Source organism: Microcoleus sp. PH2017_24_DOB_U_A (assembly GCF_020738205.1).
Taxonomy (GTDB): Bacteria; Cyanobacteriota; Cyanobacteriia; order Cyanobacteriales; family Microcoleaceae; genus Microcoleus.
Map to the genome: position 1 here is coordinate 1 of NZ_JAEQCT010000065.1, position 12,463 is coordinate 12,463.

Here is a 12,463-nt window from a genome sequence, read left to right on the forward strand (position 1 = left end):
CCGCAGATACTTTTGAGATAAACACTGATAGACGCAGATAATTTCCAGATAATTGGTGAGTTTGACAATCTTATTTGCCCTACAAGCGTTTTCGGGATTTTTGGACTCTGCCAGACTGATTTCGATACACGTGTGCAACGTGCCTACTAATCTGATGATAAACCTTTTGATGCCAACCATTGGCGATCGAACAAACGCGACTGATACCGAGCTCCACCGTCGCAGAGTACCGTCACAATCCTATGTCCAGGCCCCATTTGCTTAGCCAAAGCCACAGCAGCCCCCACATTAATCCCCACAGAACCCCCCATAAATAAGCCTTCTTTCCTCAGCAATTGGTAAACCACGCGGACAGCTTCAGCATCATCAATTTGGATAGCATCATCTACGGAGACATTCTCCATATTTCCAGTAACGCGACTCGTACCAATTCCCTCAGTAATCGAACTACCTTCAGTCTTAATTTCTCCTGTTTTGAAATAACTGTAAAGCCCGCTACCCATCGGGTCTGCCAAAACAGCTTTTATCGCGGGATTTTTTAATTTCAAAAACATTGATATACCCGCAAAAGTGCCGCCCGTACCCGTCGCAGCTACCCAAGCATCAATTTTTCCGTCGGTTTGTTCCCAAATTTCCGGACCGGTTGTCTCGAAATGAGCTTGGCGATTGGCTAAATTGTCAAACTGATTTGCCCAGACGGCATTCTCCATTTCCGCAGCCAATCTTCCCGACAGTTTGACATAATTATTCGGGTCTTTGTAAGGAACAGCAGGAACAGTCCGAACTTCGGCGCCCAAGGTTTTCAAAGCATCGATTTTTTCTTGTGATTGGGTATCAGGAATCACAATCAAACACTTGTAACCTTTAGCGTTGCAAATGTGTGCTAAACCGATGCCCGTATTGCCGGCAGTGCCTTCAACAACAGTTCCCCCCGGTTTCAGCAAGCCTTTTTCTTCAGCGTCTTTGATGATGTACAAAGCAGCCCGGTCTTTGACGGAACCGCCGGGATTGAGAAACTCTGCTTTGCCGAGAATTTCGCAGCCGGTTTCATCGCTGAAGCTGTTTAATCGAATTAGTGGTGTGTTACCGATTGTGCCTACAAAGCCGTTTTTGATATCCATATTTTTTGATTGTTTCTATACTATATAATTCTGACAATAACTTTGATATTTCGTGCTAGCAGTTTACCAAATTTTGCTCATATTTAGCACAAATCCCGGCAAAACTGGGTCGCCACTGACTGTCACCGGATTCTCCAAGCATTCCTCTGGCAAACTGGGACGGTAGATGTAGACTCTGCGATTTTTGCGGTCAATCAGCCAGCCTAACTGCACTCCTGGTTCCCTCATATATTCTTGCATCTTTTCTTGTAGCGACTTAAGATTGTCAGACGCAGACCTGAGTTCTACTACAAAATCTGGGCAAATCGGGGCAAATTTTTGCTTTTGTTCGGGTGACAAAGCATTCCATCTTTCCAGTTTAATCCAAGCAGCGTCAGGCGACTTTTCTGCACCTGTTGACAAAGTAAATCCTGTACTGGAAGTAAATGCTAAGCCTGTACCATTTTGTTCAGCCCAAACCCACAGCGGCCCAAATATATTGCCTTCTCGATTTCCCGTCTCCGAACCAGTAGGCGGCATAATTAGCAGTTCTCCCGATTTGTTGCGTTCAATCCGTAATTCACTATTGATTTGACAGAACTCGAAAAACTCGTCCTCTGTCATTTGCAATTTTGGCGGTACTCGCAACACGATTGTTGGTGACAGCATTTTGCGTTTCCTCTAATTTCAATTGTTCAGACAATAGGATAATTTTTGGGTTCGTAGTGAGGACTTCAGTCCTCAAAAAAGAGGATTGAGGACTTTAGTCCTCACTACGAACCAGTCGGTAAATTTAACTTATTTATTCGGTTGAGGAGTCATCCGCAAATAAGGCTTAACTGGCGTGTAGCCTTTGGGAAATTTCTCTGCCAACTCTTTCGGGTCGGTAATCGAAGGTACGATGACGCAATCGTCGCCGTCTTTCCAGTCAACTGGAGTCGCAACGCTGTATTTGTCAGTAAGTTGCAGAGAATCAATTACCCGCAAAATTTCGCCAAAATTCCGACCAGTGCTCGCTGGATAAGTAATGCTCAAACGCAATTTCTTCTCCGGGTCAATCACGAATACTGTGCGAATTGTTAAGTTGTTCAGCGAGTTAGGATGAATCATGTCGTAAATGTCGGAAACTTTACGATCGCCATCTGCTAAAATTGGATAATTGAGAGTAACTTTTTGAGTTTCCTCAATATCTTTAATCCAGCCCATGTGAGAATCCACATCATCGACGCTGAGGGCAATGGTTTTGACGCCACGCTTGTCAAATTCAGACTTGAGACGGGCCACTGCACCGAGTTCGGTGGTGCACACTGGAGTATAGTCTTTCGGGTGGGAAAACAATACCACCCAGCTATCGCCGGCCCAGTCGTAGAAGTTGATTTCCCCTTCAGACGAGGCTTGGGTAAAGTTGGGAACTGTATCGCCTAATCGCAGTGACATAACTGGTTTCCTCTAATTTTATTTAACGACGGTTCTCTATCATCCCATAAGTGCCCGGTTTCTCGATCGCACTGTAAATGATTTTAAACTTTTTGGTCGATCGCCGACCAATACCATTACTGTAATATATATGAGAGTTTTACCCTAAATTTTGTTGCTATGCTGTACTTTTTGCTGAAGACAATACAGCCTGTTTTAGTTCCCGTGTGTTGTGTCTGTGCCTGGGGTTTAGTTTTTTTGGTGTGTTCGAGTGTCGGGCGTGCTGTCGGCGACTCAATGCACAGAGCTCAGCGGATGCACCAAATTCCTTGTGCTAACTGCGTGTTTTTCACTGGCGACTACCACCTCAAGTGTCCCGTTCAGCCTACAATAGCTTTATCTGAAGATGCGATCGACTGTTGTGATTATCGATCGCATTCGGGAACTTACGGTTAAAAAAATCAGCCGTCGCTTGACATATTTCTTAACATTTCTCGCTATTTCGATTAAACTTAAGTTGCGATCGAGAGATTTTCAGGAGTGTATAAAGAATGATAGTTCAAAAGCTAAACGGTTGCGACGAGTTTATAGCGGGTGACGGTACTCAACTGCGAGAATTGCTGCATCCAGACAAACAAGCTGTCGAGTTGCGTTACAGTTTAGCCCACGCCACCTTGCCACCGGGAGAAACTTCCGCGCTGCACTCCCTGACCACTTCTGAAGTTTACTACATCATCAGTGGCGTTGGGGAAATGCACATCGACGATGACACTCAATTGGTGGAAGTCGGAGATGCGATTTACATTCCGCCAAACGCCAAACAGTTTATTTACAATTGCGGCACAGAACCGCTAATATTTATTTGTATCGTCGATCCGGCGTGGCGAAAGGAAGACGAGACAATTTTTCAGTAAGGTGTCGAAAAATCTGTTTTAACAATAATAGCTTTAACAATAACAGCACCCAGCCATATGTACCGAGTGATTTCCTCTTTTTGCAACTTCGATGCGGAGTTGCAAAAATCCTAGGATTCACTTGCATTGCTCCCCTCTAATTAGTTGAGGAAGTATCAGCTTTGTTGGTGGGTGCTGTTATTGATTTTTGATGAGACAGATGTGAGATTAAACAGCGTTTTACTCCTTTGATTCTATTTTGAACTTCGCTGTGATATCTAGATGTTGCATCTGTCGGAAAAGCTTTTTGTTTGCTTCATGTTATTAATCTACCACCTTTTTCTAGAAGTGCAAGCACCTGCAACTAAACTTTACAGATGAAGGAAGACGGAAGTTCGGCAACGAGCAATGTACGGGATGTAACGGATGTCGGGGAGAAGGAAGACGGAAGAGGGAAGACGGAAGACAATCTTCTATGGGTAGAGATATTGAGGAGGAATTATGAAGTTAAATGAAGCATCGAGCTTTCTGAATGGGCGGCTAAAATAGTACAGTTCGGCTGTGGCTGCTACTGCGAGAAACAGAGATAATATTTGTATGAAAAAAACCAAACTCATCAAACTGTGCGCTTTATCGCTGAGCATTTTTCTGCTGTGTAGCAGTATCGTGACAGCGGAACCGATTGCGAAGCCTCAACCGCAGCAGACTTACACTAACCAAGAGATTCTGCAACAGTTGGTGAAGGCGAAAGTCGTGTATCTGGGAGAAACCCACGATAGCGTTGCCGACCACCAAGCTCAACGGGCGATTGTTCGAGAAATGCAGCGGCAAAATCGTAAAATTGCGATCGCGATGGAGATGTTTCAGCGTCCGTTCCAAAGTGCGATCGACAACTACTTAGCTGGTAAACTGACAGAAGAGCAATTAGTCGAGCAAACAGAGTACGATCGCAGATGGCGTTTTCCCTGGGAATATTACGCCCCATTTTTGCGGTTTGCCAAAGAAAAACAACTACCAGTCCTAGCCTTAAATACACCATCGGAAGTAACGAGAAAAGTTGCCTCTCAAGGCTTAGAAAGCCTCACAGCAGAGGACAAAAAATATATTCCGCCAATTTCCGAAATTCGCACCGACAACGCCGAATACAGGCAAATGCTGCTCGAAGTTTTCCAACAGCACCAAAAGGCTGCACAGGGAAATAGTACGGCCTTTGAAAGATTTTTGCAAGCTCAAGTTTTGTGGGATGAAACTATGGCCGAAAAAATCGCTGAATTTGTCAAAGCTAACCCGGATTATCAAGTTGTGGTGTTGGCGGGGAAAGGGCATATTATGTTCGGTTACGGAATTCCCAGCCGCGTCGAGAGGCGCTTGGGAGTCGGAAATGTAAAAATGCGATCGGTTTTATTCAGTTCAGCTACAGATACTCCTTTGTCTGCAAGCAAACCCATGGCTGACTTTGTTTGGAAGCACTTGGAATAGTACAATTTTACTCGCAAGCAATAATCGGGAACAGTCAATGACAAACACACCAAAAATACTTGCATTTGCCGGAAGTACCCGGGAAGCGTCCTACAACAAACTGCTGGTAAAAGTTGCGGCTGCTGGGGCTAGGGCGGCGGGCGCAGAAGTTACTTATGTAGATTTGCGGGATTTGCCGATGCCACTATTTGATGAAGATTTGGAAGCAAAAGAAGGAATACCAGAAAATGCCCGGAAGTTGAAGGAATTGATGGTAGCACATCACGGGTTTTTGATAGCTTCCCCGGAGTATAACAGTTCGGTTACGGCTTTGTTGAAAAATGCGATCGACTGGGTATCGCGCCCAGCCCCGGGAGAACCAGGATTGGTGGCATTTACTGACAAAGTAGCGGTAATTATGAGCGCTTCCCCTGGCGGATTTGGCGGTATGCGGGGATTGGTGCATTTGCGATCGATCCTGGGTAATATTAACGTGTTCGTACTCCCGGATCAGAAAGCCATTCCCCAAGCTTTTCAAGCATTTAATGCTGATGGTACGATGAAAGATCCCAAACAGCAGGAGTCTGTGGAGAATCTCGGTGCTAAGTTGTCTAATGTGCTGTCGAAATTAATCGCGTGAGGTGATTAATTAATTTTGCAGTAGGGACGCAACAATGTTGTGTCCCAATCTCAGTATCTGTGATTTTGCTGGCTGCATCAAGTGAGATTCATAGAATAAAACCCTTGAAATGGCATCATTAAAATTCCCAATATCCGACTAATTTCATTAACAAAAAAGTCTCGCTTGTCAATATAAATTGTACTGCCATTCAACTTAAGAAACTTCCAATCAGTACCTGTAGTCACAGCCCCATAAATACTGGCAATTTGCTCTCCGCTGCGCTGATTAAATAATTGGGCGGCTACCATTTCTGCAATACACTGACCCAAACCAGATTTAATACTTTCATTCTTAGCCTCTGTGAGAGTAATGACGGGGGCGCGAATTTCATAGGAATCCTTTGATGCAGTGAGAATATAATCGCAATAGCCGTTCAAACCTGCTTCTAAATCTACATTGAATTCTGAACCCGAGAAAAAACCAACTTGAAAATCAAATTGCCGCCTGACTTCCAATAATATTGGGGCAATAATTAACTCAGCGCGAGCCTTTTCGGTATTAATTGCCGTAGCTAAGGACAGGTTTTCAGTTAAAGTAGTTTGCAAATAGGAACTTGGCTGTACCTCCGGGATATCGCCAAACAAATCTAAAGGTTCTTCTACGGTTAAATTAAAAGATTCTCTAACTTTCGCTAAAGTTGTAAAATCGCTGTATGCCACAGGTTGACCTCATTGCTCGATTTTGGCGATCGCATTCTCAAATTGCTACAATCATAGTTGATTGCCTGTTATCCTCACCCCCAAATTAACATGACATTCACCGGAGATCCAAATTCAGCACCTGTTTTGCCAACAGCCGCAGAAGCAGCGGTTGCCAAAATCAGCAGCCGCGCCTTACAATCGCACTTAGAAAATCATCCATCTGGCGAATCCCTGAAATTGATATTAGATGAAAAAGAGGGGAAGACAATTGACATCCCAGCCGCAGTATTACCCCTGCTGTTAGCGATTTTGCAACAGACAAGTAGCGGCAATACTGTCAAGCTGGCTCCCATTACTAAAGAACTCGATATCTGGCAGGTTGAGGGTTTGCTGAATGTGTCCCGCGAGTATGTGTGGCAGTTACTAGATGATGGCAAAATTCCTTACAAAATGGTACAAAGCTGCCGTCGGATACGTTACGAAGATGTCATGAAATATAAAAAGCAGGATTATGACAAAAGAAGTAAAATCCTTGACGAACTTGTGGCAGAATCAGAAGCACTCGGTTTGTACGACTAACTCATGAAAATTGTCAAAGTTGTCTGCGATGCTAATGTGTTATATTCAGCCGCACTCCGCGATTTGTTGATGGAACTAGGAGTTGGTGAGGTATTTGAACCGAGGTGGACAGAAGAGATTCACGAAGAATGGATAAGAAACGTGCTCCTGAACAATCGAAATCTTACATCAGAACGACTTACCAGAACCAAAAATATGATGAATGCCAGCATTAAAAATTGTTTAGTGCAAGACTATGAGACAATTATACAAGATTTGGAACTTCCCGATCCGGGCGATCGCCATGTTCTAGCAGCAGCAATTCATTCTCGCGCGGATTTTATCGTTACTTTCAATCTCAGAGATTTTCCTGCTGACAAACTCAGACAATATAATATTGAACCGCTGCACCCCGATCAGTTTATCCTGCGCTTGCTCAACTTCAATTGGCAAGGTGTATGCAAAGCAGCGGAAAAACAAAGAATCAGGCTCAAAAATCCGCCAAAAACGCCGGATGAGTATTTGCAAACGCTGGTAGAATTGGGACTGCCGCTGTCAGCAACTCGGATGCGAGAATTGTGTTATGCTGATTAGCCCGATCGCCTACTAAAAATTTATTTAACAGAGATAATAGCTACTTAAAGCGCTACCACCAATTGTACCAGTACCGCATCACCCGATCGACCTAAAAGAAAACCACCCGATCGCACATTGGCACACATAGGCTAGAACAAGCATAATTTAACCATCGGTCATCGGTCGGTTATACTTGTCACAAACAGTATGGCAGGCGTGGGAGACTCCTCCGTCACACCTGCCATGCAGTTTTATTTAATATTAGACAAGATTGCAAAATAATTTTATGCTATAATGAAGGGTTTGGCTTAAGTGGAGCAGATTGCAGGTTAGATCGGCACTTTAAAATTATGAGTTAGCTCTCAGGTCTAAAACTCAAAGCCTTTAATTGTAACTCCGTGATTTTTTTTGCAACAGGTCTAATATGTTCCAGGATAGCGGTCAGTCCATATTTTATGTTCATTAAGATATTCCTGATTTGAAAGGCTTCTCCCGCAACAGTGAGTTTTTTTTCGTTTGTAGCAGCAATTAACGAAAACAACATCTTGAGATACAAATTAAAGCTTGCTCGCGGTATTGTAAACCCGTAAATTTACTAGATTTATTTGCCCAAATAACTCAATATTTTAAAAGTCTAAGTAATTCTATTTACGCCCCGCTTAAAGTTAGGTTGGTAAAGGTTATTATTTGTTTCCCTTTCTCGACTTTCTCCACAAGTGGACTGCTCCCAATCCCAAAAAGGTCAAAAATGAGGCGAAGGGGGAGGAGTTCTCCGGTACGGGAGTAGGAGGAGATTCGTTAATTTCTAAGGTCACAAGCCCCTCTCCTGAAATAGTTCCATTTCGGGCTTCGGTTATATTGTCAGTTGGGCGAGCATCGGGTATACTGGGCGGCGGGTTGCAGGGGCTAAAAAGCAACTAGATCTGATTCTATCAATCGCTCCGACGATCTATGAAACATCGAAATATAGAGCCTGTATTTTTGGCGATCGCCAAAATTAGTTGACGTGCCATCAGATCGGATGCCTTTTAATATTGTATCTTCATTCTATGCAACTTCATGTAAAATTGGTATTATGGACGATGTATTTTCAGTTTAATGAACAAATACCAGAGGTAAATCAACATAATAGAATCTGTCAAAATTAGCAAAAATAAAACCACCATAGCGGACTGGCGATTAACTCCTGGTTACTTGCATGAAGGTAGGTTAGATTTTGAATCAGCACATATTTTGTTAGGGTATTTCTTGGCAGATAGAAATCCTCTAAATCCACCGGGAGAAAAAGAATTATTTGCTGAAGATGGCATTTTTGAATGGGGACACGCCCAGCCTCTAGAAAAAGTCATAAATTCACGGGAAGATGTGGAGTTTCTGCTCAAAAATCCTAATTTGTTGCGGAACTGTATAACCATTATTGAACCGTGGGAACACGTAGGCGTTAACACTCTCGGAGAAGATGTTCGGGCTTCCAAAAACGTTGCCTACATTGCTCAAAAAGTTGCCGATATCGACTCAGTATTATTGCCAGTTTGGTCAACGGGAATCATCGATCCAGAAATAATTGTTCCGGCAATTACCTGCGGTTATGCCGTAGTAGTGGAAGGAGGCGATCCATCGACATACGATGAATCGACTTGGACAAGTCCAGCCTGTCCGCGAGAGGATATGTTTGCATTAGTGGAAAAATTGCTGATTTCGCGATCGCCCACGAGTGCCCCGGCAATATTCATCTGTGTAGGCCACCAACTGGCTGCTGAAGGTAACATAGGACTGATTCGTCGTGCAGTCAAAGAAGTCCTGGGGATGACATCTTTGAATGGCGATCGCTCAGGTATTGCTCTGAGATCGTTGCAAGAGGTTGCAGGGCGCATCGAAGCAATAGGTAAGACTCTTCAAGTTAAAAAACGTGATGGGCGGGTTGTTGCCCAGGGCTGGAACGATCGGCATTTTGCGGTGACGCGCAATGAATCGAAGGAAGTTGGCGATCGCGTGTTGTTACCCTATCAGTCTCCAGACGGCGATGCCTTAGATATTCCTTGGGAACTCATCCATGCCCACTCTGTAACAGCAGATGCACATGAAGGTGTCATTGACACGACGATTCAATACGAGCATGAAGTATCAATTTCGATGTTTCACTCAGATGAAGTCAACGAAGAAGCTGTACTGTTTGCTAAGGAATGAAAATTTAATAACTTACACGCTCGATGATTGTTGTGGGATGGGCGTCCCGCCCGTCCTTTCTGCACGGGCGGGACGCCCATCCCACAAATTTGCTTAAGTTATTTATTATTCCTTATCGGCATTTGATAGCTGGAAGTCCTCTGTCATGGCTGATACAACTGCCTGATTCTGTGGAAATTCTTTGTTCGACAGCAGCTAATGGCGAAATAGTTACAGAATGTTCGGCTACGTGCATTAACTACAAAGACTTTGAAGCCAAAAAAATTCGACGTTCTTTTACTTGCCAGTTCCATCCAGAATTGCTGTCAGATTTGCGTGCGATCGGTAACAGCGAAGCTCCATCATATGCAACTTTGAAGAATGATGATGGTGTCCGCTTATTTGTACGACTACTGTATGCAGGTATGCAAGAGTAATGCTGTTAGCTTGCTGTCTTTTGGGAGATGAAGATGACAATTGAACTGAAACTATAGCCTTTCAAGCGAAAGATGATGTATGCTAAGTTATGCTACAACCCTTACACCACCAACCTTTTCAGATCAAGATTCGTCCGCGAATCAATGTGAGAAAGGCTATATCACAGCAACAGATCATCTTTTGAGCGTTCAATCACTTATTTTGAATTGAGCGCTCATCAGATACACTAGATGTTCGCTCACAATTCAAAACTATCGATCGACCCCTGCCAGTTTTTCTGCTGGAGCCGATCGCAAATTTTCACTTTTTGATTCGCCAAATATTGCTGAAATTCGGGTTTTTCAATGTCGCTGCGCCACAGGATAGCAGCATCTTCTCCTGTGTCTGCGTAGTATCGCTTTCGCCGTCCTGCTTCCTTAAAGCCAAATTTGTGGTACAGAGACAGTGCGACTAAATTAGAGGCTCGCACTTCTAAAGTTGCCCTTTCTAACTGTCTGCGGTGTGCCGATTTTAGCAAAGTCCAAAGCAGAGCTTGTCCCAAACCCTGACCTTGAAAGCGCGGATCGATCGCCAAAATGGTAATGTGAGCTTCTTCTAAAATTACCCACAGACAACCGATACCGATGAGCATTGGGGGAACTTGTAGGGGCGGTGGATGGTGCGTGCGGGCCCGAATCTGTAGGAGCGGTGGATGGTGCGTACCCGCCTGGTTGTGAGCTGATTCAGAACCCTCAGTTTCCCATGTCCACAAACCCAGTAAATCGCTATTAGGACTGTCTAACTCGCGCCTGTAGCCTTCGATCGTCCAAAGTCCGCCAAAACAGAGGCGATCGAGCTCTACTGCACTGTTGAGGTGTTCGGCGGCGAGATGTTTGATTCCGAGAAAAGGCACAGGGGATTTTAGATTTAATAATTACTCAAAAGCATCAATCTGGGCGCTGATGACCCAATTGCTTGCCGTCAATTGTACACTGGAGAACACAGTAAGGATAGTTATTGCGCGATGGTATTAACTCAATCTATCGAAAAAGTGGAATCTGGACTTCAGTATCTGTCTAAGTCTCAAGAACCCAGGGAAAGTCGATCGCCCAATCAAGAGCTTTTACCGCTGACAGCCAGCGTCAACAGTAAGAATCATTTGGAAATAGGAGGCTGCGACGTAACAGACTTGGTAGAGAAATTTGGCTCGCCACTGTACATCTTAGATGAAGAAACGCTGCGGGCGACCAGCCGCCAGTACCGAGAGGCTTTTAAGCGGTACTATCCGGGCGAATCTCAAGTGATCTATGCTTCTAAGGCTTGGAGTTGTTTGGCTGTTTGCGCGATCGCGGCTTCCGAGGGCTTAGGCATAGATGTGGTATCTGCCGGAGAAATTAAGACAGCACTAAAAGCTGGCGTGAATCCAGAAAAAATTTACTTTCACGGGAATAACAAATCCCGCGAGGAAATCGAACTAGCTGTCACCAGTGGCTGCACAATCATTGCAGATAATTTGTGGGATTTAGACAATCTCGCAGAGTTGGCAAAATTGGGTGTCAGTCACAAAGCCGGTGAGCGGATACGAGTTATGGTCAGGTTTACGCCTGGAATTGAGTGTCACACTCACGACTACATTAAAACTGGTCAAATCGACAGTAAATTTGGATTCGATCCCAACTCCCTCAAGGATGTTTTCATTTACCTCAGCAAGCAGCCGTCTTTATCCTGCGTCGGATTACACGCTCACATTGGCTCTCAGATTTTTGAAGTGAAACCCCACCACGATTTAGCAGATGTGATCGTTAAGGCTTTCAAAGCAGCAATTGGGCACGGGTTGAAGCCGACAGAAATTAATATTGGCGGTGGGTTGGGTATTCGCTATACTGAATCCGACGATCCTCCAAGCATAGATGATTGGGCTAAGACAGTCTGCGACGCAATGGTAGCAGCTTGCAACAATAATGAGAAGTTGCCATTACCGAAATTGCTTTGCGAACCGGGTCGATCGCTCGTGGGTTCAGCCTGCGTCACCGCTTATACGGTGGGCGCTAAAAAAGTCATTCCAGGAATCCGGACGTATTTATCGGTAGATGGCGGTATGTCGGACAATCCCCGTCCAATTACCTACCAATCAGTTTATCGAGTCCTCGCAGCCAACAAAATGTCTGCTGAGTTAACGGAAACAGTGACAGTTGCTGGCAAACACTGCGAATCAGGCGATATTCTGATTAAAGATGCTAAGTTGCCAGAGTGTCAGTCGGGAGATATTCTCGTCGTTACGGCTACAGGGGCATACAATTACAGCATGGCTTCTAACTACAACCGAGTCCCCAGACCGGCGGCGGTTTTGGTGAAAGATGGGAAAGTTGACACGATCGTAGAGCGGGAAACTGACGAGGATTTGCTGAGGTTCGATCGCCTTCCTGAAAGACTCGGAACTAAAAAGTAAGAAGTAAAACATAAAAAGTAAAAAGTAAGATGATTCATTGGGATTTCTTGATGATTGTTTTTAAACTTTTTACTTTTGGCTTGTTCAGTCACGCGATTGGAATAACA

At 44.4% G+C, this 12,463-nt stretch carries 15 protein-coding genes; 10 read left to right on the forward strand and 5 right to left on the reverse strand.

All coding sequences use genetic code 11. The features are described 5' to 3' along the window. Positions 1-146 precede the first annotated feature (146 nt). From JGK07_RS18895 to JGK07_RS18905, 3 genes are all read right to left on the reverse strand, one after another. Positions 147-1,121 carry a cysteine synthase A gene (locus tag JGK07_RS18895; RefSeq protein WP_293176034.1) on the reverse strand — a complete coding sequence of 325 codons (975 nt, stop codon included), beginning with the start codon at positions 1,119-1,121 and terminating at the stop codon, positions 147-149. A 63-nt stretch (positions 1,122-1,184) separates the two neighbouring features. Next, on the reverse strand, positions 1,185-1,769 hold the full coding sequence (locus JGK07_RS18900; protein WP_293176036.1) for a Uma2 family endonuclease: 585 nt from the start codon (positions 1,767-1,769) through the stop codon (positions 1,185-1,187). Between the two features lie 129 nt (positions 1,770-1,898). Beyond that, complete coding sequence (locus tag JGK07_RS18905; protein WP_293152832.1) at positions 1,899-2,537, reverse strand: peroxiredoxin; 639 nt, start codon at positions 2,535-2,537, stop codon at positions 1,899-1,901. 159 nt (positions 2,538-2,696) lie between these two features. Between JGK07_RS18905 and JGK07_RS18910 the strand changes: the two genes are divergently transcribed. From JGK07_RS18910 to JGK07_RS18930, 5 genes are all read left to right on the forward strand, one after another. Next, a complete protein-coding gene (locus JGK07_RS18910) occupies positions 2,697-2,972 on the forward strand; it encodes a hypothetical protein (RefSeq protein WP_293176038.1) in 276 nt (91 codons plus the stop codon). A gap of 95 nt (positions 2,973-3,067) precedes the next feature. After that, positions 3,068-3,430, forward strand: coding sequence for a cupin domain-containing protein (locus JGK07_RS18915; RefSeq protein ID WP_293176040.1), 363 nt, complete (start codon positions 3,068-3,070; stop codon positions 3,428-3,430). A 356-nt stretch (positions 3,431-3,786) separates the two neighbouring features. Further along, positions 3,787-3,924: a hypothetical protein gene (locus JGK07_RS18920; protein ID WP_293176042.1), complete on the forward strand. Its 138-nt coding sequence runs from the start codon at positions 3,787-3,789 to the stop codon at positions 3,922-3,924. Between the two features lie 82 nt (positions 3,925-4,006). Then, complete coding sequence (locus tag JGK07_RS18925; protein ID WP_293176044.1) at positions 4,007-4,888, forward strand: ChaN family lipoprotein; 882 nt, start codon at positions 4,007-4,009, stop codon at positions 4,886-4,888. A gap of 37 nt (positions 4,889-4,925) precedes the next feature. Then, complete coding sequence (locus JGK07_RS18930) at positions 4,926-5,507, forward strand: NAD(P)H-dependent oxidoreductase (protein ID WP_293176046.1); 582 nt, start codon at positions 4,926-4,928, stop codon at positions 5,505-5,507. A 77-nt stretch (positions 5,508-5,584) separates the two neighbouring features. On the opposite strand, the gene JGK07_RS18935 is transcribed toward JGK07_RS18930, so the two are convergent. Continuing rightward, positions 5,585-6,208: a hypothetical protein gene (locus JGK07_RS18935; RefSeq protein ID WP_293176048.1), complete on the reverse strand. Its 624-nt coding sequence runs from the start codon at positions 6,206-6,208 to the stop codon at positions 5,585-5,587. A gap of 90 nt (positions 6,209-6,298) precedes the next feature. Here JGK07_RS18935 and JGK07_RS18940 point away from each other — a divergent pair, with 90 nt between their 5' ends. From JGK07_RS18940 to JGK07_RS18955, 4 genes are all read left to right on the forward strand, one after another. After that, positions 6,299-6,769, forward strand: a complete 471-nt coding sequence (locus JGK07_RS18940; RefSeq protein ID WP_293176050.1) for an excisionase family DNA-binding protein — start codon at positions 6,299-6,301, stop codon at positions 6,767-6,769. Between the two features lie 3 nt (positions 6,770-6,772). Then, positions 6,773-7,342 (forward strand): putative toxin-antitoxin system toxin component, PIN family, encoded by a 570-nt coding sequence (locus tag JGK07_RS18945; protein ID WP_293176052.1) that lies wholly within the window; start codon positions 6,773-6,775, stop codon positions 7,340-7,342. 1,230 nt (positions 7,343-8,572) lie between these two features. Next, positions 8,573-9,511, forward strand: a complete 939-nt coding sequence (locus JGK07_RS18950; RefSeq protein WP_293198094.1) for a hypothetical protein — start codon at positions 8,573-8,575, stop codon at positions 9,509-9,511. Between the two features lie 32 nt (positions 9,512-9,543). Further along, the gene (locus tag JGK07_RS18955; RefSeq protein ID WP_293290992.1) at positions 9,544-9,927 is read left to right on the forward strand and encodes a hypothetical protein; all 384 of its coding nucleotides are present in this window, start codon (positions 9,544-9,546) and stop codon (positions 9,925-9,927) included. Positions 9,928-10,166: 239 nt separating this feature from the next. Here the strand turns inward: JGK07_RS18955 and rimI are convergent, their stop codons facing one another. Next, entirely contained in the window at positions 10,167-10,820 is a 654-nt protein-coding gene (gene rimI / locus JGK07_RS18960) for a ribosomal protein S18-alanine N-acetyltransferase (RefSeq protein ID WP_293176058.1), read from the reverse strand. A 111-nt stretch (positions 10,821-10,931) separates the two neighbouring features. Here rimI and lysA point away from each other — a divergent pair, with 111 nt between their 5' ends. Beyond that, complete coding sequence (lysA, locus tag JGK07_RS18965) at positions 10,932-12,356, forward strand: diaminopimelate decarboxylase (protein WP_293192422.1); 1,425 nt, start codon at positions 10,932-10,934, stop codon at positions 12,354-12,356. Positions 12,357-12,463 lie beyond the last annotated feature (107 nt).

Coding starts and splice junctions, on each gene's coding strand:
- JGK07_RS18895 (WP_293176034.1), bottom strand. CDS start 1,121: ATGGATATCAAAAACGGCTTTGTAGGCACAATCGGTAACACACCACTA.
- JGK07_RS18900 (WP_293176036.1), bottom strand. CDS start 1,769: ATGCTGTCACCAACAATCGTGTTGCGAGTACCGCCAAAATTGCAAATG.
- JGK07_RS18905 (WP_293152832.1), bottom strand. CDS start 2,537: ATGTCACTGCGATTAGGCGATACAGTTCCCAACTTTACCCAAGCCTCG.
- JGK07_RS18910 (WP_293176038.1), top strand. CDS start 2,697: ATGCTGTACTTTTTGCTGAAGACAATACAGCCTGTTTTAGTTCCCGTG.
- JGK07_RS18915 (WP_293176040.1), top strand. CDS start 3,068: ATGATAGTTCAAAAGCTAAACGGTTGCGACGAGTTTATAGCGGGTGAC.
- JGK07_RS18920 (WP_293176042.1), top strand. CDS start 3,787: ATGAAGGAAGACGGAAGTTCGGCAACGAGCAATGTACGGGATGTAACG.
- JGK07_RS18925 (WP_293176044.1), top strand. CDS start 4,007: ATGAAAAAAACCAAACTCATCAAACTGTGCGCTTTATCGCTGAGCATT.
- JGK07_RS18930 (WP_293176046.1), top strand. CDS start 4,926: ATGACAAACACACCAAAAATACTTGCATTTGCCGGAAGTACCCGGGAA.
- JGK07_RS18940 (WP_293176050.1), top strand. CDS start 6,299: ATGACATTCACCGGAGATCCAAATTCAGCACCTGTTTTGCCAACAGCC.
- JGK07_RS18945 (WP_293176052.1), top strand. CDS start 6,773: ATGAAAATTGTCAAAGTTGTCTGCGATGCTAATGTGTTATATTCAGCC.
- lysA (WP_293192422.1), top strand. CDS start 10,932: ATGGTATTAACTCAATCTATCGAAAAAGTGGAATCTGGACTTCAGTAT.